This is a genomic window from Streptomyces sp. NPDC048297 (genome assembly GCF_043201585.1).
GTDB lineage: Bacteria > Actinomycetota > Actinomycetes > Streptomycetales > Streptomycetaceae > Streptomyces.
Map to the genome: position 1 here is coordinate 1 of NZ_JBICZA010000050.1, position 21,041 is coordinate 21,041.

Here is a 21,041-nt window from a genome sequence, read left to right on the forward strand (position 1 = left end):
TGCCCGCCGCGCTGTGTGAAGCGCCGTCGTTCGACCAGTGCGGCCTGCCGTTTCGAGAGCCGGTCGATCAGGGCATGGAGGTCGGTGCGGCTCATGCCGGTCAGTGCCGGGTCGGAGAGCTGTTCCGGCAGCGGGGGCCGGACTTCGGTGGGTGACATTCCGGTGTGCAGGAACGCCACCAGGTGGTCCGGTTTGGTGAACCGGACTGCGGAGAGCCCGACAGTGGTGCCGGTGTCGTCCAGCAGCCGGCGCGTGTCGCCGATGGCCTTGCTGATGGTGCGGTCGCTGAGCGCGAGCATGTCGTACAGGACCTTCTGGGAACAGACTTGCCGCAGGTAGAGCACGGTGATCAGGACCTTGTCGGGGCAGGTCAACAGGGGGTGGCCGTGGTCGCCGGGCGCCTTGCGCCGTCGTCCGCCGCGGTGCTGGTAGCAGCGTTCTTCCCGCTGTGCGGCCTGCGCGGGAGCCAGCCGGTCGCTCAGCGCGGCCAACTCTTCCCGCGTCATCCCGGTCAGTAGCGGGTCGGCCAGCATCTCCAGGAACTGGGCGCGGGCCGTTTCCCCGGGACTGCGGACCGCCCCGCGCTCGCTGGGGTCCGGGCCGTCGGGGCGGATGGTGTAGTTCCAGGTTCCCCGCTCGGGGTGCTGCTCGATCGGGAGCGAGTCCAGGTACGTCTTGCTGACCGTGGTGCCTGTGGGATAAGAGCCCGGGTCGAGTTCGGCCTCGACCTGTAGCCCGGTGCGGGTCCGCGTCGCGGCGATCGTCTTGACGACTACTTCATGGCTGGTCAGCGGGCGGCCTCGCCAGTTCATGGCGATGTGGGAGAACAAGCGGTGTTCGACCTTGTTCCATTTCGACGTACCGGGAGGAAAGTGACACACCGTGACGGCCAGGCCCGTCTCGGCCGCGAAGGCGGCCAGTTCCGACTTCCAGACCCGGTAGCGGTAGCTGTTCGAGCCGCCCGCGTCCGCGGTGATCAGCAGACGGGTGGCGTGCGGGTAGTCATGGTGGCCGCGGGCCTGCCACCAGCGACGGATGGAGGCGACCGCGAAGGTGGAGGTGTCGTGGTCGACGCCGACGTTGACCCAGCCGGCATCGGCGGTCAGGTCGTAGATGCCGTAGGGGATGGCCGCATCGCCCTGCGGCCCGCTGAAGAAGCTGTGGTCCTCCACCTGGACCGGGTCACCCTTCGGCCGCCACTGGCGGCCCACGTTCGGCAGCTGGCCGAGCATCTCTTTCTTCTTCGTGTCCACGCTGATCACCGGTTCGCCGACAGCCTGGTGCTGCTTGACCTGCTCGTTGATGTAGTGGAACTGGGCGTCCCGGTCCGGATGTTGCTTGCCCTCCAGCGTCTTGGCCTGGGCCTGCAGGCTGAACCCGTTCTCCTTCAGCAGCCGGCCCACCGTCATCGCCGAGACGGGGTGACCTTGGCGGGTCAGTTCCTGGGCCAGGCTTCGCAGCGATTTCGTCGTCCAGCGAAGTGGCGACATCGGATCGCCTCGCTCGTCCGGCTCAACCAGCGCCATCAGCGCGGGCACTACCCCGGAGTCGACCTCCTCGGCGCGTTTGCGTCCCCCGCCCGGTCTGCGTACCCGTCCTTCGGAAAGCGGCAGTCCACCGGCTTCCAGCTCGAAGACGCCTCGGCGGACCGTCGTCTCGCTCACCTTGGCGGCACGGGCGACGGCTCGGATGCCGCCATGCCCGAGCAGTCGGGCTTCCGTCGCACACATCAACCGTCGCTGCCGCTCGTTCAGATGCGGCAGCAACACCTCGAATCGCACGGCGAGTTGACCGTGCACCCCCTCCAGAAGCGCCATACCGGAACAACGACACCGGCAAGTGGAAGCGACACCTTGTTTCTCTACAGCTCCACTTCCTGCGCAACGTCTTCGCTGTGATCAGCAAAGACTCCGGCGAGATGGTGGCCGCAACCATCCGCACGATCTTCGCCCAGCCCACCGCCGAGGCCGTCCGTTCCCAGCTCGACACCGTCGCCGACATGCTCGGACGACAGTTCCCCAAGGTCAAAGCCATGCTCCTGGAAGCCAAGACCGACCTGACCGCCTTCGCCGACTTCCCCGAGCGACATTGGAAGAAGATCCAGTCCACCAACCCCCTGGAACGGGTCAACCGGGAAATCAAGCGCCGCGTCGACGTCGTCCAGATCTTCCCCAACCCCGCCGCCCTCGAACGCCTCACCACCGCCGTCCTCATCGAGATGCACGACGAATGGATCGCCTTCCCCCGCAGCTACCTCCCCAAGGGCGGCATGGACTCGATCTATCCCACGACCGAAGATCCTCCCAACGCGGTTACACCTGACCCACAAGATCTCCGGCTGTAGTACTCGTTGCCGGGTAAGCACCCAGTCCCGCCGTGCCCACGCACACGGGCAGCGGCCCCCAGGACCAGCCGTTGCTGCCGCTCGTCCAGATGCGGCAGCAACAACTCGAACGCTCCGTCAGCCCCGCTTCGATCCCTTCCGACACACCCGCATCCTACGGGCCAACGGACTCCGAAACCCAGGAGTTATTAATCGACAGCTCCCTGGAAATGATCACGCAGGGCCACGGGCACTTTGCGTCCAGGGCCAAGCAGGCCGACCCAACACGAAGCGTGACGCCGTGTCAGCAAGCCGAACCAGCGCACCGCTCAACTTCGAAGACCCAGCTTGGCGCCTCGGAACACCCCGGGTCTCATGAGCCTTCTGATGCCGCATGCAGCACGGAGGCGATGCTGCGCGGGGTGCGGTGCTCGTAGAGGGTCCGCAGGGTGATGCTTTGGCTGAATTGTACGTTGATGTGCTCCATTAGACGCATGCTGTCCAGGGAGTCTCCGCCAGCAATGAAAAAGTCGGTGTGAGCAGTGATGTTTTGCTGGCCGAGGATACAGCGGTAGATGTCCACTATTTGGTTTTCGGTCTCTTGCTGATGCGCGGACGGGTTTTGCGGCGTCGAATCGCTGCTGCTGGTTGCGGCGGCCGGAGGGAAAGTGCAAGAGACCGGGTTCTGGTGTGCATCCCGATGCCGAGTAAGTGTGAAGAGATCGGCGATGTGAGTGATGTCCTCGTCGAGGTACTGGGGGAGTGCCGCCAGGATGATGTGCAGGGCCTGGCTGACTGTTGCTGCTAGGTCGTCTGTGAAGAGATCGGGCCGGTAACCCAGGCGCAGGCTCGTGGCTTCGCCTGGGACGACCATAAGGGACAGGGGGTAGTGATAGACGTCGTGGTCGATCAGCACAGAAAAATCGACGGAGGAGCCTGCGGCGTTGAGTTTCTGGGGATCGAAGGGGTAATTTTCGACGACCACGCAGGTGTCGAACAGCGCCCGATGTCCAGTGATCTGGTGCAGGGTGGGCAGGCCGACGGGGGCAAGGTCACTCACAGTCCCCTGTCGTTCGCGTAGACGGGTGAGGACGTCGAAGACGGTGGCGCCGGGGGTGAGGCTGACACGAACGGGGATGGTGTCGATGCACAGACCGACGATGTACTCGGCGTCGAGAATTTCTGGCGTCCGTCCCGCCGTAACGGACCCGAAGGCCACGTCGGATTGCTCGGTCAGGCGACAGATGACCAATGCCCAGGCTGCCTGGATGAAAGCGCTCAGAGTGAAGCCGTGGCGGTGTGCGGCCTTCCTGAGCGCGTGATCGGTTGCTTTGGGAAGGTCGGAGATGATCTGCTGCGGCCGGGCCGCGGTGTGGAGGGGACACGCGGTGGGAGCCACGAGTGCTGGCTGGTCGAAGTCCGCGAGGTAACGACGCCATTCCTTTTCTGCGTCGGAGGTGTCGACCGCGCTGTACCAGGCCAGGAAGTCGGCGAACCGGGGCGCGGAAGGCAGCACGTCATCTCGTGCGGAGTACAGCGTGAAGAGATCACGCAGGAGCAGCGGGGTCGACCAGCCGTCCAGCAGGAGATGGTGATTGGTGATCACCAAGACATGGTGCTGGTGCGTGAGCCGGATGAGGGTGAAGCGCAGGAGCGGACCGGTGCGGACGTTGAAGGGGCGCTCGCGGTCTTCCCGCATCACCGTGTGAAGTTGTACCTGCTGATCGTGTGGGTTCTCCGCTCCGGTCGTGAAATCGATATCGGTCCATGAGAATTGGTACTGCTGGGGGATGATCTGCAGCGGCTCCGCCGAGGTGGGGAGGAACTGGGCACTCAAATTGGGGTAGCGCTCCAGAAGGCCGCGCGCCGCTGTCCGCAGCGCAGCGGCGTCGACCGGGCCGCTCAGGTTGAGCGCCAGTTGGGGGACATAGGGGTCGGGCTCGCCATAGAGAGCGTGGGTGAGCAGGCCCTTTTGCAGCGGCGTGAGCGGCAGGATGTCCATGACGGCCCGGTGCGGGGGAGCGACGCGATCCAGGGTGCCTTGGTCGATGCGGACCAGGGGGAAATCGGAAGGGGTGTGGGTGCTGCCAGTGGGGCTGCCGCAGGCCGCCACGATCTGGTCGATCGCCTCACTCCACAACCGGATCAAGGTGGGGACGGTATCCCCGTCGAGGGCGCTGGCTGCGTAACTCCATGTGGCTCGCAGGTGCTGGCCCTCGCTCCCATCGACCACCATTGCGTTGATCTCGATCGCTTGCGCCAACGGCATGTCAGCATCGGCGCCGGCGGTGAGTTCAAAGAAGTCATTGTCGGGCGTCCAGTCGCCCTGGCCGGCCACGTTTTGACGGCCGAGGTAGTTGAAGCAGATTTGAGGCTCGCCGAGTGCTGCGAGCCTGTCGGCGCTGGAGTCGTTGAGGTAACGCAACGCTCCGAACCCAGCGCCGCCGTCGGGGACTGCGCGCAGTTGCTCCTTGACGGTCTTGAGTGCCTGGTCCGCAGCCAGGGGCGAGCGAGCGTCAGGCCGGTCGGCTAGTGGGTTCAGGCGTACGGGGAACAGGCTGCTGAACCAGCCGACGGTTCGTGACACGTCCAGTCCGGCCGGGACATCACTGCGGCCATGGCCTTCGAGCATGATGAGTACCTGCCCGTCGTCGTCCTGTCCGCGCTCGCGGCGCCAGGCTCCGACGGCAAGCGTCAGCGCGGTCAGCAGCACGTCCTCGACCGTGACGCGGAACGAGGCGGGGATCGACGTCAGAAGCCGGTCGGTGGTCTGCGGTGACAAGGACAAAGACTGGTGGCGGGCGCTGGCCACGGTATCGCGTTTCGTGTCCAGGGCTCTGCTGCCCCAAAGAGGGTCCGGCCCGGTGAGGACACCCACCCAGTAGTCGAACTCTTTCAGACGGCGGGAGGAGTGGGCATCGCTGTGCAGGTGCTGTGCCCAGGTACGCCAGGACGTGGTGCGAGAGGCTGCCTCAGCGGGTTGTCCGGCGGCGTGTGCTGTGGCGAGATCGGCGATATCGGAAAGCAAGATGTTCCAGGAGACACCGTCTACGGCAAGGTGGTGGACCATCAGGAGCAGGCGGCCCGGCCGATGAGGACCGGCGTCGAAGAAGACTGCTCTGAGCATGGCTCCGGAGCGGGGGGCGAGGAGCTGGCGGGACGACTCTTGGTGCGCCCGCACCGCGGTGGCGAGTTCTTCGGGCCGGGCGTCGGTGACATCCAGGCGGGTGACGAGGTCAGTTGCGGTGAATGCGGGCTCAAGGGGCACGGTCAGGGTGCGGTGCCCGGGGGAGCCGGTCCATTGCGCTCTCAGGACGTCATGGCTGACGAGCAGGCCGTCCACGACGTGGTGGAGAGTGGCCATGGTGAGTCCGGGCGGTGTACGCAGCACGAGGGCCTGATGGAACCCGTCCGCTGTGTCGCTGAATCGCTCCAGCCATCGGTGCATGGGTGTGGGGGGAACCACGCCGTGTGCGATGTCCTCCGATGTGTTCTCGGCTCCTACCTTGACGCTGCAGGCGTGCCGGCTCAGCTCCGCGACGGTCTTGTAAGTGAACACATCGCTGCTGGTCAGGTGTAGACCCAGGTTGCGGGCTCGAACGGTCAGCTGGATGGCGGTGATGGAGTCGCCGCCCAGGTCGAAGAAGCTGTCGTCGATGCCAGCATGCTCCAGACCCAAAAGGTCGATGAACAAGGTAACAAGCAGTCGTTCGGTATCGGTTCTGGGAGCTCTGCTGCCGGCGGCTCCGGTGATGCGGGGTATGGGGAGCGCTGCGCGGTCAAGCTTGCCCGCCGGGGACAGCGGCAGCTCCGGAATGGCCACGATGGCTGCTGGCACCATGTAGGCGGGCAACCGCTCAGCAATCCACTCTCGCACTTCGGGAGAATTGATTTGATAGCCATCTACAGGCACGGCATATGCCACCAGGCGGCAGATGCCCGGTGTATCGTCGCGGGCGACGACTGCCGCGTGGGCGATGCCGGGATAGGCCAGCAGAACCGACTCGACTTCGCCGGGTTCGACTCTGAATCCACTGATCTGCACTTGGTCGTCGGCACGGCCCACAAAGGCGAGCTGCCCCGATGAGGTCCATCGCACCACGTCACCGGTGCGGTACATCCGTGCGCCCGGCGGGCCGAAAGCGTCCTCCAGGAATCGCTCCGCGGTGAGTTCGGGACGGTTGAGGTATCCGCGCGCCACTCCGTCGCCCGCCACATACAGTTCACCGGGAGTCCCGCTGGGAACCAACTCGCGCTTGTCGTTCAGTACGTACACACGGGTGTTCCATATGGGGGTTCCGACGATCGGGCGCGGTGTGGCGTCGAACTGTGCGATGAGTGTGTCGATGGTGCACTCGGTGGAACCGTAGAAATTGTAGGCCTGTACATCAGGATCAGCACCCAGCAGTCTCCAGAGCCTGGAGCCGACCGCTTCCCCACCGAGTACCAGGACCGCAGGCTTCCTGCGTGATTCCAGCAGACCGGCCGCGACCAGTTGCTCGGCGAGCGAGGGAGTGGTGTCGAACATGTCGATACCACGTGTCTCGATATAGGTAGTGAGCATTCCTGCATCGTGGCGGGTCGCGTCGTCAACGATGTGGAGCTCATGCCCTTCGAACATCCACAGGAGTGCTCCCCAGATGATGTCCACCGACAAGGAAGCGGTCAACGCGACACGAAACCTCTCTCTGCCGGATCGGGCCACGGCTGGCCTGATGAACTGCTCCCTGTGGTGGTGGAATAGATGCGCGATGTTGCGGTGCTCGATGACCACCCCCTTCGGTTTACCCGTGGAACCCGACGTGAAGACGACGTAGAGAGCGTCTGACGGCACGAGCCGACCGCCCTTGTCGGCGTCCGTCCGCTTCATATCTCCGACAATGCTCGGCGCGCGAGTGCTGTCCAGGAACAGTTTCCTATAACGCGTCGCCTCGGGGATGCAAGCGATTGTCTCCGTGTCGCTCACAATCAGGGCGGGGCGAGTGTCGGACAGCATGAAAGCGATGCGCTCAGGGGGGAAGGCAGGATCGACCGGCACATAGGCAGCACCTGCCTTCACCACCGCGAAGAGAGCCACCACGGCACTCAGCGAACGCGGCAGGGCTACTACCACGAACTGCCCGGGTCCTGCTCCCGCCGCGGTCAGGAGGTCGGCGATCCGGTCGGACTCCTCGTCCAGTTCGGCAAAGGTGAGCTGCTGCTCGCCGGCGACCAGCGCAACAGCGTCAGGTGTCCTACCGACCTGCTCGCGAAAGATGTGGTCAACGGTTTGGGCGGTGAAGGGTCGGCTTGCACCGTTCCAGTGGACGAGAAGTCTCTCCCGCTCGGCCTCACTGATGAGAGGGAGACCACCGACGGTACCGTCGAGGCTGTCCAGGAAGGACGCCAGGAAGTCGGTGAACCGGTCCCTGTGGCATGCGACCTCTTCTGAGTCGTAGCGCGCCGGGTTGGCGTCGAAGACCAGTTCCAGTGACCCGCTCACCGGATCAGGCATCACAGATACGGCGAGGTCGTCGACCGGTCCGTTGGAGAGGTTGCGCACCACGGCGGTACAGCCCGCCAGATCTATCATCCTGTCGAACGGCATGATATTCACAGAGGGGCCGACGAAGTCCGCTGCCTGCATGGCCAGGTCGCGCAGGATCTCCTCTCGGGGAAAGCGCTGATGCCGTGTCAGCGACCGCATGTCTGCGGTCACCTGTCGTACCAGGCTTGCCGGACTGTCCGCTGCCTCCACTCGCACCGCGAGCGGGAGTTCATTGGATGCCATGCCGATGGCGGACCGGGTTGTCCTGTCCGTGCGCCCGTGCACGGGAACAGCCAGGACGACGTCGCCCGATCCGGTCATTCGGTGCACATACGCGGTCATGGCGGCGGTGATCACACACCCCCATGTGGTCCTCAATCCGCGTGCTGAGGTCTTCAGCCGGTCGAAGACGTCCGCTGGTAGTGACGAGCGCCGACGCAGCGGCAAACCGGTATTTTCGGGTGTGCCGCCGCCCGCGGAGAGCTTCGGAGCCTGATAAGCGGCGGGGAGCCGTTCTCTCCAGTACGCGCGGTCCTGAGTGAACTCCTCAGAAGCCCGGTAGCATGCCTGGGCATCGAGCAGGTGGGTCAGTGGTCCGAGGGGAGGCTGAGGCTCGGTCCCCTGCCGCAGCGCGGTGTACAGATGGGTCACACGCTGACGGAAGAGGAGGCCCGCGAAGCCGTCGGAAGCGATGTGGTGGATGATGTAGCCCCAGTAGTGGAGCTGGTCGTCAAGTTTGAGCAGGAAACTCGTGGAGAGCGGATCCTCCAGGATGCGGTGAGGCCGGGAGAGCTCCTCGAACATGAAGCTCTGGGCCTCGGTCCTGGCGTCGATACTGCCAGTAAGGTCGACCACCGGCAAAGGCGCGTCGTCCGGCAGAATCTCCTGGTGGACCTTCCCGTCGCGATAGGCAATCCGTGAGCGCATACTCTCCGTCTCGTCCCTCGCCTGCGCGTATGCCTGCCGGAAGGCCGCTACGTCGAGATCTCCTGCTATTTCTATATACTCCCCGATCTTATAGAAGGCGTGAGGATTGAGCTGTAGCGCGTTCCATATCTCTTCCTGGACGAACGACAGTTGGTAACTGGTCACTTCGATCTCAGACACCGGTGGAAGTCCTTTCAGTTGCTGAGGAACGGGGACCGTACTCGTGGCCGTAGCAGCCCTGCCTCCAGCACGGTCTGGCCGTACCCGTGCTCCGTGGCCTCCTCCGGCGGGCGGGAGCTACCACGGCTGACAGTGCGGACCAAGGCACGCTTCAACCAGCGGTCGGTTCCATCGAAGCGGGCCCTGAACGGCACACGGCCGTGCGCGACAAGGTCGTTCTGGACGATCAGGACGTCACCGGGCTCCAGGGAGACGTCAACGCTCACCCTCGCCAGTTCCTCCTCCAGCCGCGTGTAAGCCGCACGGAACTCGGCCGGCGCCTGTTCAAGAGGGGTGTAGCTAGGGTCGAACCGCATCATCAGACCCTCCTGTGACGACCAAAGAACCGGGACCGGCCTCGCCTCGCCCTGGAAGGGACGCGCTTCTGTGTAGAAGTCGTCAGGGAGGATGGGAGTCACTGGACGGCTGAGGATCTCCACGTCGCGCTCACTGAGCGACACACGTCGAACACTGGCCGCGGTCGTGGGCACGCGATCGGGGTTGCGCATGCAGGCAAGCAGCAGCAGATGCGCCCGGCCTGGGTGGAAACCGTCCTCGGTGTGCGGGTTGAGCAACGCCGTGCTGCTCGCTCCCGTCTGCTGGTTCTCGTGTCCGGGCGACGGCACGATGTTGTGCACGAACCGGCCGTCCTGCTGCCCCTCCCAGGCGATGGGCTGCCCCATGAGGCCCGCCACCATCAGAAGCACCACATCCCAGACCGCTCCGGCCTCGCCCGCCTGGGACCAGTGCCTCGGCGTCGGCCCGGGATCTGCATCGTCGATCGGAAGGCCGCGCAGCACCGTGAATTCGAACCCGGAGGTGATACCGTCTAGCTTTGCCGAAAGGCTGCTCGGCAGCATTTCGATGGCATTTCCGACCTCAGCCCAGATGTCCGGGTGGCAAGATGATCCCAATAGGTTGACGATTTTCGTTGAATAGTTCAGCAAAGCGAATCCATCGGCTGGATCGAAATTAACTACCATGCTGTCGTCATTCATTGATGCTCCTGACTGGCGGATATTCAGATCGTGTTCCCCTGCGGGCAATTCACCGACATAGGCCACTTGGGGCAGCACTCAACAAATAAGATGATGCTGCAATATATCCATCCTTTGTGCACTTCACAACAAGGATGATCTTTTGGGCCAGAAGTAGTGGGTGAGCTGGCCGATTCCAGAGGGTTGCAAGTTCCGGAGTCGCGCGGCTGGTCGGGTTGTGACCGGTTGGGGCGCATAGCAGAGCAGGCACGGGCTTCGTGATCATTGTGGTGTCTACTGACCTTCAAAGCGTGGTGTCGGTGGGGCTGACGGGTCATGATCCCTGCGGTACGACTCGTGCATGAGGTATGCACAGGGGGGCGGGCTGACCGACGAACGGCGGGCCTTCCGTGAGAAGTTGCGGTTGGAAACGGCTGAGCGCTTCCAGCAGGGTGACGAGAACGCGGTCATCGCTCACGACCTTCGGGTCAGCGTCCGGTCGGTACAGCGGTGGCGCAGGGCCTGGTCGCAGGAGGGGCCGAAAGCCCTGGCCTCGAAAGGGGCCGGCGTCCTTGCCGTTGCTCAGCGACGAACTCTTCGCCGTCCTCGAGCGGGAACTGCTCAAGGGACCGGTCGCGCATGGCTGGCCGGACCAGACCTGGACGCTGTCGCGGATCAAGTCCCTGATCGGGCGCCGGTTCCACAAGAGCTGCACCGTCCAGGGTGTGGCCGCGCTGCTCAGACGGCATGGCTGGACCTGCCAGGTTCCCGCCCGCCGTGCCATCGAGCGAGACGAGGCGGCCGTGGCCGGCTGGATGAAGGAGACGTGGCCCCAGGTGGAAGGACCGTGGCGGCGCTCGACGCCTGGCTCGTCTTCGAGGACGAAGCCGGATTCTCGATGACGCCGCCGACCACCCGCACATGGTCCCGCCGCGGCCACACCCCTGTGGTCCGTGTCCGGGGCCGTTCCCGCCGCCGCTTATCGGTGGCCGCCCTGGCCTGCTACAAGACCGGTGAGCCCTCGCGGCTCATCTACCGGCCCTGCCCGGACGCCCGGCCCGACGGGCGCAAAAGCTTCTCCTGGAAGGACTACCGCGACCTGCTCCAGACCGCCCACCAGCAGCTGGGCGGCCCGATCGTGCTGGTCTGGGACAACCTCAACACCCACCTCACCGCAGGCATGCGGCGCTACATCGCCGACCGCGACTGGCTCACCGTCTTCCAACTGCCGCCCTACGCACCCGACCTCAACCCGGTCGAGAGCATCTGGTCCGTCCTGCGACGCACCACCACGGCCAACCGCGCCTTCGCCGACCCCGATGACCTGATCACTGCCGTCCGGCGCGGATTACGCCAGCTCCAGTACCGTCCCGACGTCCTCGACGGCTGCCTCACCGGCACCGGTCTCCGACGCCAGCCACCATGACGACATCACGCATTCACGGTCAGTACCTGGCCGCAGACCTTCCCGCAGGCGCCTCGGCCGCCGCGCGCCTGCTTGCGCTGCAGTGCGCCCTTCGCGTGAACACCAGAATGCACGTCCGGCTACCCAAAGGCATGTTGCACAGCCTCGGTCTCAACGCCATCAGAGGTCCATGGCGCGAGTCGGAGCACACGCGATGGCTGCGCATCGTCCCCGCAAATGAGGTCAACGAAGTCGCCGCCGAACCCCTCGACGCCACCCTCCTCGGCCAAGCCCCGGCCCACCCCGACCGGATGCGTGCCGCGGACTGGGCACTGCGCACTGGCTCCCCCTCGATAGCAGGGGCAATCGGATGGGTTTGCTGCACGATAAGAGTTCCGCCAGGACGTCGTGCGAGTCGCGAGGAACCGCGGTCCGGGTGTCACGGTCGAGCAGGTGGCTACCGATTTCGGGGTCCACCCGATGACGTTGTGGAAGTGGATGCGCCGGGCGGACATCGATGACGGGTCCAAGCCCGGGGTGACCAGCCAGGAGAGTGCGGAACTGCGGGAAGCACGTCGGCGAATCAAGCTGCTGGAGCAGGAGAACGAGGTCCTGCGCCGGGCCGCGGCCTATCTGTCGCAGGCGCATCTGCCGGGAAAAGGATCTACCCGCTCGTAAAGGAGCTGGCCGTGGACGGGGTGCCCGTCACGGTTGCGTGTCGGGTGCTGAAGCTCGCCAGACAGCCCTACTACCGCTGGCTCGACAAGCCGGTGGCCGACACTGTGCTGGAGGAGGCGTATCGCGCGAACACGCTGTTCGACGCCCACCGCGACGACCCGGAATTCGGCCACCGCTTCCTGGCCGACGAAGCGCGCGGCGCCGGGGCCGTGATGGCGGACCGGACCGCGTGGCGGATCTGCCGGGACAACCGCTGGTGGAGCGTGTTCGGCAAGAAGCGCGGCAGGGGCAAGAAGGCCGGCCCGCCGGTGCACGACGATCTCGTGAGCCGCAACTTCACCGCGACCGGCCGGAACCGGCTGTGGCTTACCGACATCACCGAACACGCCACCGGCGAAGGAAAGTTGTATCTCTGTGCGATCAAGGACGTCTTCAGTAACAGGATCGTGGGCTACTCCATCGATGCGCGGATGAAGTCCCGCCTGGCCGTGACCGCTCTGGACAACGCCGTGCGTCGACGCGACCACGTCGACGGATGCATTCTGCACAGCGATCGCGGATCGCAGGGTGAATTCAACTGGTCGTCGCAGCACCCTGATCTCGGAGGCGTGCGACGTGGCCACGGCGGACTGGAGTTTGAAGACCAGCGATGTTCCGGAGGGCCGCCGTCGGCAGTGGCGGGCTGACCGTGCGTTGCGGCCGGCGATGCGTTCGCCGGGGCGGCCTGATCCGTCTCGGGTCGTGCAGCGCCAGTTCTGGCGGCTGATCGCCACGGGGGTCACGACGGTGGAGGCGTCGCTGGCAGTTGGCGTGTCGTGGCCGGTGGGTGCGAGGTGGTTTCGTCACGCTGGCGGCATGCCTCCGATCTCGTTGGCCGAGCCCACGGGCCGGTACCTCACGTTCGAGGAGCGTGAGGAAATCGCGATCCTCAGGGCGATGAGCAAGGGCGTGCGCGAGATCGCCCGCGCCCTGGGGCGTGACCCCGGGACGATCTCTCGCGAAATGCGCCGCAACGCCGCCACGCGCGGCGGCAAGCAGGAATACCGCGCGACGGTCGCCCAGTGGAAGGCTCAGCAGGCGGCCAAGCGCCCGAAGAGCGCGAAGCTCCTGGACAACGACCGGTTGCGCCAGTACGTGCAGGAGCGGCTCTCCGGGAACGTTCACCGACCTGACGGGACGGTCGTCGCGGGACCGCAGACGCCTGCGTGGAAAGGGCTGAACAAGCCACACCGGCAAGACAGGCGGTGGGCGATGGCATGGAGCCCGGAACAGATCTCGCACCGGTTGAGGGTCGACTTCCCCGAGGATGAGTCCATGCGGATCAGCCATGAGGCGATCTACCAGTCGCTGTTCATCGAGGGGCGTGGGGCGCTCAGGCGGGAGCTGGTCGCCTGCCTGCGCACCGGACGGGCACTTCGAGAGCCTCGGGCGAGGTCACGGAACAAGCCGCAGGGGCATGTCACCGCGGACGTCGTCTTGAGCGAACGCCCTGCTGAGGCCGCAGACCGTGCGATGCCGGGGCACTGGGAGGGTGAACCGCACCGGGTTCGGTAGAGATCTCAGATTGTGATTGTGACCTGGGGTTTCGTGAGTTCGGTGTAGTGGTTGGCTTCGTATTCGACGGGCGGGACGTGGCCTATCTCACCGTGGAGTCGGCGGTGGTTGTACCAGCCGACCCACTCGGCGGTGGCCAGCTCGACCTGGGCGAGCGTCTTCCACGGCCTCTGGGGTTTGATCAACTCGGTTTTGTACAGGCCGACCGCCGATTCCATCAGGGCGTTGTCATACGCGTCGCCGACCGAGCCGATGGACGCGGCGATGCCGGCAGCCTCCAGATGCTCGGCGAGCCGGAAAGACGTGTACTGGGACCCGGCGTCCGAATGATGTATCAACTCACCCACTCTGACGGGCTGTTGGTCGCGGTCGCGTTGCCAGAGGGCCATTTCCAGGGCGTCCAGGACGAAGACCGTCTCCTTCACGGTGGCTGCCGACCAGCCGACGATCCGGCGGGAAAAGGTATCCACGACGAAAGCGACGTAGACGACCGCGGACCACGTCTTCACGTGGGTGAAGTCCGCCACCCAGCACCGGTTCGGAGCGAGGGCGACGAAGTCGCGGTCAACCAGGTCGGGAGCCCGCTCGACCTGGCCGCCAGGGATCGTGGTGATGACACGCCGGCCTCGTACCGCTCCCTGGATGCCGAGGTCGCGCATGAGGCGTTCGACGGTGCAGCGGGCCACTTCGTGGCCCTGCCGGTTCAGCTCGCGCGAGATCTTCCTGGCTCCGTAGACACGGTAGTTGGACGTGTAGACCTTCTGGATCTTCTCCTTGAGTTCCGCGTCCCGCACGCGACGGGCGGAGGGCGCCTCGATGCGCTTCTTGTGGGCGTAGTACGTGGATGGGGCGATCTTGCAGTCGTGCCCGGTGAGCGTCCTGCAGATCGGCTCGACCCCGCCGAAGCGGTCCCGGTACTCGTCGACGAATGCTACGAGCGCGTGTGTGGCCGGTCGAGCTCGGCCGCGAAGAAACTCGCCGCGGCCTTCAGGATCTCGTTCGCCCGCTTCAGCTCGGCGTTCTCCTTCTTCAACGCCTTGAACTGGGCAGACTCTTCCGTCGTCGTCCCCGGCCTCTGCCCGGTGTCGACCTCGTTCTGCTTCACCCAGTTCCGCAGCGTCTCACGGGAACCGATGCCCAGCTTCTCCGTAACCGCCTGCAGTGCCGCAGTCTCGTTCGGGTAGTCGCCGCGGATCTCGGCGAACATGCGCACCGCGCGACGGCGCAGCTCAAGCGGGTAACGGGAAGGTCGTGCCATGACTCGAATCCTTACACGTGTTCGAGTCCCCACCGAACCCGGAACGGTTCACTCAGCTGATCAACGGCTGCCTGGCCGCGACCAGGTTGATCACCGACATCGCGAGTTCAACCTGAGATAGCCGTTGTAAGCCACATCGATCCCACACCACTCGCAGCAGCCGGTCGAACGCTTCAAACCGTAGCCTGGTGAACATATCAGCGCACGTCCGATCGTCCTGCATCATTTCGCCTCTACGCGAAATGCCGGGATTGACCGCTCTGCGGTACCCACGGTGAGCCAAAAGTGCAAAGGGACACGCCTGTTTGGGCACATTGCGCTATTCACTGGCACTTATTCCACAGCAGGGGAGCCCTGACGCCTTCAGTCTGCTAATTTCACCCCTGCGGCCGAGCTTATGAAGCTCGCAGGTGGAGCCAAGCGGGCGTGTGTACCGAGTCCCTCACGCGAGGCCCATCAGCTGGCGTCGGCTTGGAGCGATCGACGAAATAAGCACTGACGACCGTTTCATCGGGAGGCAAACATATGTGTCGTGCCCCGACAAGCCGGTTCGAATTGGCAGTCATCGGATGCGGGGCGGCTGCGGTCTGCTTGCTGAACGGGCTGCTCGAGACTGACTTGCCAGTCGGCCGGCTGAGACTTTACGACGGCTCCTCCGGACTGTGGCGAGGAAGAGCTTATCAGCGGGACGCGCCCGTGTTGCGACTGAACTCGGTCCCAGGCGACATGTCGGCGTTGGGATCGGATCCCGAGCACTTTGACAGATGGTTGGCTGCTCGCGACACGGTCAATGGCCAAAGCGCCAATACTTTCGACCCGTATTCGGGTGCGCGTTTCGTTCCAAGAGCCTTGTACGGCGACTACTTGCAGTACGCCGCAGAAGATGCGCTTACGCGTCTCAGGGCCGCTGGCTGGGACGTTGAGCTGGTCCCTCATCATGTCAAGAGCGTCGTACAGTCCGCAGGGAAAACAGAATTGCTGACACTCGACGGCCGTCGGCAAAAGGCCGATTATGTGGTTCTCTGCGTAGGACGTGGAAGTCCATCCGACGAGTATGCACTGGCTGGCTCACCCCGCTTCATCGCCGATCCCTACCCTGTCCAGCAAACCCTTGGCGAAGTGGAACCCGAGGCATCCGTTGGTGTTATCGGTAGCGGACTGACAGCTATGGACGTGGTTCTTGCTCTCCGAGAATCCAAACACCGCGGACCTATCACTTTCCTCTCTCGCGGCGGAGTTCTCCCGTCCGTTCGGCAAAAACCAATTCAGTACAAAATCAGGCACTTCACCTCTGAGGGTATCCAGCGGGCGGCTGGGGAGAATGGCATCACACTGGATACGGTGGTCCGCCTACTGCGGCAAGAGCTGGAAACTGCGGGTGAGGACATATCCGCTGTCCAAATGGAAATCGAGTCCCTAATCGGTGAGTCCCCGGTCCAGCGCCTGAGGCGACAACTCGCCGAGGTCGACACGGAAAGCATCGCGCTGCGCGTGCTGCAAACAGCAGTGCCCAGCACCGGACCCCAGGTGTGGCCACTGCTGTCGAGCGAAGAAAAACTTCGACTCCTCCGTGGTTCTTACAGGGCGATTCTGGCTCTTTGTTGTCCCATGCCACCGGCTACGGCGGCCAAAGTCCTGGACATGATAGAGCGTGAACAGCTGCATTTGTCTGATGGTATCCAGGAGATCAGGTATAACGGTAGTAGCTACACGGCCGTGACCACTCACGGGACGGTGTCCTGCGATGTGGTCATCAATGCGGTCAATGCGCCCGCCCACAAAATTCCGCCATCGGCCGCTTCGCTCGTTGACTCACTTATTGGGCAAGGCGTGGCGTCATACAGCCCGGCAGGCGGTTTGGAAGTCGACCCCCGCACAAGTCAACTTATCGGTGACGACCGGCCACAGGGCAGGTTCTACGCGTTGGGTGACCTGACTTTTGGAACCTTTTTCTTCACATTTGGCATACCGGCCATAACGGACAGAGCTCGTGACATTTGCCGCGATCTTGCGTTCCACGTCAGCGCGGCAACGGCCCCGCCTCCGATACATCTGGATTTTTCCATCGCACTACACAACCGGAACATGGGCTCAACCACCCTGGAGGAACTAGCATGACCGGAACAGAGGCAAGGCCGTCATTCCTGGCTAACACGCACACAGGTCTTCCCATCCCTCAAGATGCCGTTTTCGACACCGTGGGAGAGGAGCGACGACACCGTAAGCAACGGCTGGCTGCCGCACTTCGACTCTTCGGAAAGTTCGGGTTCGGCGAAGGAATATCCGGCCATATCTCGGTTCGCGACCCTGAATTCGCGAATGAATTTTGGGTCAACCCGTTCGGAGTTTCCTTCAACAGGGTGAAAGTTCGGGACCTCATACGAGTAAACCACGAGGGACAAGTTGTCGAAGGGGGCTACTCTGTCAATCCGAGCGCATTTGTGATCCATTCAAAAATACATCAGGCCAGGGCTGATGCCGGTGCAATTGCACATGCCCATACAGTGCACTCAAGGGCATTGGGTGCCACAGGCCGTCTGCTTGTGCCACTCGATCAAGAGTCTTCGGCCTTTTACGAGGACCAAGTTCTCTACACGGACTACAAGGGCACATCCGTCACACTGGAGGTTGGACAGGAGATTACAGAGAGCCTGGGGTCGCGGAGAGCGCTACTTCTGCAGCATCACGGCCTCATCACCGTGGGAGGATCCCTCGAAGAGGCTGTTCACTGGTTCTTCACCTACGACAGCGCTGCTCAAGTGCAACTTCTCGCGTTTGCGGCCGGCGAACCCATCCCCTTCAATCATCAGCAAGCCCTGGCGGCAAAGGACGGCTTCGGGGACGCCCAGCTGGCCCAGTTTAGTTTCCAACTGCTCTGGGATGACATCACTCATGAGCAGCCCGACTTGTTGGAGGAATGAGCCAGACATGGGGGAAGGTATGCAGTCGAGCAATGCGGAACCATTCACTGCAAGTGGAGTGTTTGATTGTTTGGCGGCAGGTTGCGACCATAGTGCTGCAGAGCAGGCGGCCGCCGCGCGAATGGTGAATGTGTACCCAACCGTCCAAGCTGGGGTCCGCGAGAGCCGGGCGTTCATGCGACGGGCCATAACCTATCTTGTGCGGGAAGGTGTCGATCAGTTCCTCGACATCGGCACAGGGATACCCACAAAACCCCATATCAATCACATCGCGCAATCTCTCAATCCCCGCTCACGAATCGTCTACGCAGGAAGTCGGCGACCGACTGGTGATCAGCTCTCTCGCCTCTTCGCCAGTTCATCTTCCGGTGCCGTCGATCACGTGCATGCCGATATTGGTGACACAGATCGGCTCTTGAGTTCGGCGGCTGCGACACTCGACTTCAGTAGACCTGTAGCAGTATCATTTCTAGCCGTATTGCATTTTCTCGCCGAGGCCGACGACCCAGCGGGTGTCGTAAAGAGCGTGATGGGAAGAGTGGCCGCTGGCAGTTACCTTCTACTCACTCACGGCACGTACGACTTCTCGCCCCTCGACGAAAAGCTCATCACCGCGGCGTATTCCGCCATTGGGCTGTCTGCTAATGGGCGCACCCGAGAAGCCATCCTTGAGATCGTCGACGACCTGACCCTGGTCGGTCCAGGGTTGTGCCCAGTCACGGAGTGGAGCCCGGAAGGATCATCCGTTGTCCGGCGGACGGGCAGTGTTCCTATGTACGCGGCTCTCGGCGTCAAGAAGGGGACTCTGCCGTGATACCCCGGCAGAGTGTGAGACTGCCCACCATGCTGCCGAACCTCTTACGTCACTCAAGAGAACCGTGGCTTGGCGGTCGTTCCAACGGCCGCGAACACTGGAACGAGTGATCTTCTCACCAACAGACGGCCCCGCTCATAAGGTTGGCCAACTCGTCAGGATCAGTGCTGTGCTCAGCTGCTCCCTCAGTGAATTCCGAGGTGCACTCGGTCTCTGAGCGAGCCGTGGCATCGTCTTCGTGTGAGCGCTGAAACTCATTCACTGTCGCTACCTTCCTCCAGGAGAGTATTACTGCCTTCACCTCTAACCACGCTCCGCGGCACCGACTGGTTCCATTCAGCTGGCTGTTGTGACAGTACTCAGACATACCGACGCTACGAGCTCGTAACACGATCATGTTCGGGCCTTCTTGGGGCGTCTCCAGCAGATGAGGCTGCAGGCGAGGGAGACGAAGGCGTCGTGGAGTTCCGTGCGGCGTTCCCAGCGGACGGCGAGGCGTTTGAACTGGTGGAGGAGGGCGAAGGTCTGCTCGACGACGTAGCGGAGCTTGCCCAGGCCCTTGATGTCGGGAGCGCCCCTGCGGGAGATGACCGGCAGGATCCGGCGCTTGCGCAGTTCGCGGCGGTTGGCATCTGAGTCGTAGCCCTTGTCACCGAGCAGGGCTTCGGGACGCCGTCTCGGGCGGCCGGGGCGACCCGCGACAAGAGGGATGCCGTCGACTGACCTCGCCGTTTCGGTTGGGGCGATGAGGTGTCGCGGAGGGACAACTGTCGGGTGGCCGACGCGATTTCGGTGCGCGGACATGGCGGAATCCCGGCGCGGTGGTCGGGTTCTCCGGGGTCCTTCGGGTCGTGGGCGGGCAGGGTGGTTGCCGGTCAGCCGGCTGGACGGGGCAGTGTGGCGAGACGGTGGAAGGCCGCGACCAGTTCGTTTCTCCATGGCCAGGTCGCCGATATCCGCAAGCGCAGGCGTCGGCCGCCGCGGGTGAGGCGGGCGGCGACGTGCAGCAGCCGGTAGCGGAGCTTCTTCGGCTCGGCAGTGGCCAGCTCCCCGTCCAGCAGCAGGACGCGCGTCCAGGCCGGCAGGTCGATCGCCGCGAGGCTGGGTTCGAGCCAGACGGCGTTGACACCGAAGCCGCGGGAGGGGAAGCGGCCGAAGCCGGTGCTCTTGCCGCATCGGATGTGGTCCTCGACAGTGGCATGCCCGCGGTGACGGACCTCCAGGAACTGGGCGGAACCACCACCGGAGTAGGGGGTGTCGGTCAGGAACACCTGATGCCGCAGGCCCTCGTCCTGATCGAACAGGGACAGCTGGGCTCCGGGGTGCGGCCGCTCCCGGCGCACGATGATGCGGGTGCCGGGCGGATAGCCGTCCAGATCGACCATCCCGGTCAGCTCGGCGACCTCTGCGCCATCACGCAGCGTCCCGTCCTGATCCAGGGCGGGATGCCAGAGGCGGTCGGGCACCGAGCGGATCGCGCGGCGGACCGGCCCGGTGACCGCGTATCCGACTGAGAAGAAGGTACGGATTCCTCGTTTCCGTACGTCGCGGACATGGGCGAGGAAGGCTCTCGCGGATCCGGCACTGTCGGCGCGGATGAGGATGTCGGTGCCGTGCCGGTGAGCGTCGGGGATCTGCGCGAGCGCCTGGTCGAGGACCGCAACGTGATCGGCGGCAGTGTTGGCTCCGGAGTTGCCGGGCCGCAGCCGCCCCGACACGGCCTCGCCGGTGTTCGCGAGGAGACACAGCAGCGGATGGAAGCCGAAGCCGCCCTTATAGGTCGGGGCGGCCTGTTCCTTTTCCGAGTGGCAGGCGACCAGCGTGGCGTCGAGGTCCAGAACCAGGCCGGGAAGTTCTCGTCCGCCGGCCCGAGCGGCAGGTATGCCCTCGCCCCTGTCGGCGGCCTGCATCCAGGCGACTTCCCGGGCCGTGGCGCGGGCCGCTCGCAGCGAAGCGAGTGCGGTCTCGTCGGTGTCGGCGAGCAACCGCCAAGCCGTGGGCGTGGAGGCGACCGGGCCGAACACCTCGCCCTGGTCCCGCAGTACGGCCAGATCCGCGATCGTTTCACCGCCGTCGGCGAGCATCACCGCGAGATCGGTGGCGACCCGGCCTGGATCATGCCCGGTCCCGCGCGGCCGAAGCGGCCTGAGCGCGGCGGAGTACGCGGCGGTCAGCCCGGTGGCATCAGCAAGATCCGCCAGCAACCGTGCCCCGGCATGCCCGGCCACCCCTGAACCATCGGCACTGACATGAACCTTGGGACGCAACCCGATAGCCTGCACGTAGAAAGTGCCCTCCGCCTGGACCGACAGAACCCCTCAACAAGGTTCATCGTCCCAGGTCAGGAAGGCACTTTCGCGTTTGCGCCCCAAAGCCAGCCGTACCCAAGTGAAACGGCGAGGCTAGGCGGTGTCCTCAAACTCGGCACGCAGTACCAC

11 protein-coding genes and 4 pseudogenes are annotated in these 21,041 nt (G+C 64.2%); 9 read left to right on the forward strand and 6 right to left on the reverse strand.

Annotated features, from left to right (window positions below; translation table 11 throughout):
- Positions 1-1,817, reverse strand: a 1,817-nt coding sequence (locus ACGFYV_RS34545; RefSeq protein ID WP_393882489.1) for an ISAzo13 family transposase, incomplete at its 3' end; no start/stop codon positions are given.
- Positions 1,818-1,867: 50 nt separating this feature from the next.
- On the opposite strand from ACGFYV_RS34545, the pseudogene ACGFYV_RS34550 reads away from it, so the two are divergent.
- Positions 1,868-2,344 (forward strand): annotated as a pseudogene (locus ACGFYV_RS34550) (transposase); the annotation flags it as partial.
- A gap of 352 nt (positions 2,345-2,696) precedes the next feature.
- On the opposite strand, the gene ACGFYV_RS34555 reads toward ACGFYV_RS34550, so the two are convergent.
- Entirely contained in the window at positions 2,697-8,957 is a 6,261-nt protein-coding gene (locus tag ACGFYV_RS34555) for an amino acid adenylation domain-containing protein (protein WP_393882490.1), read from the reverse strand.
- A gap of 14 nt (positions 8,958-8,971) precedes the next feature.
- Entirely contained in the window at positions 8,972-9,994 is a 1,023-nt protein-coding gene (locus tag ACGFYV_RS34560; RefSeq protein ID WP_393882491.1) for a TauD/TfdA family dioxygenase, read from the reverse strand.
- 340 nt (positions 9,995-10,334) lie between these two features.
- Between ACGFYV_RS34560 and ACGFYV_RS34565 the strand changes: the two are divergent.
- The 5 genes and pseudogenes from ACGFYV_RS34565 to ACGFYV_RS34585 all read left to right on the forward strand — a co-directional run.
- Positions 10,335-10,875 (forward strand): annotated as a pseudogene (locus ACGFYV_RS34565) (winged helix-turn-helix domain-containing protein).
- Complete coding sequence (locus tag ACGFYV_RS34570) at positions 10,872-11,399, forward strand: transposase (protein WP_393882520.1); 528 nt, start codon at positions 10,872-10,874, stop codon at positions 11,397-11,399. Before ACGFYV_RS34565 ends, ACGFYV_RS34570 begins: the two are co-directional and overlap by 4 nt.
- 384 nt (positions 11,400-11,783) lie before the next feature.
- A pseudogene (locus ACGFYV_RS34575) lies at positions 11,784-12,056 on the forward strand (transposase); the annotation flags it as partial.
- 11 nt (positions 12,057-12,067) lie between these two features.
- Positions 12,068-12,742 carry a DDE-type integrase/transposase/recombinase gene (locus ACGFYV_RS34580; protein WP_393882492.1) on the forward strand — a complete coding sequence of 225 codons (675 nt, stop codon included), beginning with the start codon at positions 12,068-12,070 and terminating at the stop codon, positions 12,740-12,742.
- Between the two features lie 169 nt (positions 12,743-12,911).
- Positions 12,912-13,592: pseudogene (locus ACGFYV_RS34585) on the forward strand (transposase); the annotation flags it as partial.
- A 23-nt stretch (positions 13,593-13,615) separates the two neighbouring features.
- Here ACGFYV_RS34585 and ACGFYV_RS34590 read toward each other — a convergent pair.
- A protein-coding gene (locus ACGFYV_RS34590) for an IS3 family transposase (protein ID WP_393882521.1) occupies positions 13,616-14,868 on the reverse strand; the annotation gives its coding sequence in 2 pieces (ribosomal slippage) (positions 13,616-14,586 and positions 14,586-14,868; 1,254 coding nt in all).
- 525 nt (positions 14,869-15,393) lie between these two features.
- Here ACGFYV_RS34590 and ACGFYV_RS34595 point away from each other — a divergent pair.
- From ACGFYV_RS34595 to ACGFYV_RS34605, 3 genes are read left to right on the forward strand one after another with little or no spacing between them, the layout of a single operon-like run.
- Entirely contained in the window at positions 15,394-16,986 is a 1,593-nt protein-coding gene (locus tag ACGFYV_RS34595) for an FAD/NAD(P)-binding protein (protein WP_393882493.1), read from the forward strand.
- Positions 16,983-17,789, forward strand: a complete 807-nt coding sequence (locus tag ACGFYV_RS34600) for a class II aldolase/adducin family protein (protein ID WP_393882494.1) — start codon at positions 16,983-16,985, stop codon at positions 17,787-17,789. Before ACGFYV_RS34595 ends, ACGFYV_RS34600 begins: the two co-directional genes overlap by 4 nt.
- Positions 17,790-17,796: 7 nt before the next feature.
- Positions 17,797-18,603, forward strand: a complete 807-nt coding sequence (locus ACGFYV_RS34605) for an SAM-dependent methyltransferase (RefSeq protein WP_393882495.1) — start codon at positions 17,797-17,799, stop codon at positions 18,601-18,603.
- Positions 18,604-18,996: 393 nt separating this feature from the next.
- Here ACGFYV_RS34605 and ACGFYV_RS34610 read toward each other — a convergent pair whose 3' ends face one another.
- Both ACGFYV_RS34610 and ACGFYV_RS34615 read right to left on the reverse strand, forming a co-directional pair.
- Positions 18,997-19,407 carry a transposase gene (locus ACGFYV_RS34610; protein ID WP_393882496.1) on the reverse strand — a complete coding sequence of 137 codons (411 nt, stop codon included), beginning with the start codon at positions 19,405-19,407 and terminating at the stop codon, positions 18,997-18,999.
- 71 nt (positions 19,408-19,478) lie between these two features.
- A complete protein-coding gene (locus tag ACGFYV_RS34615) occupies positions 19,479-20,915 on the reverse strand; it encodes an IS1380 family transposase (protein WP_393882522.1) in 1,437 nt (478 codons plus the stop codon).
- Positions 20,916-21,041 lie beyond the last annotated feature (126 nt).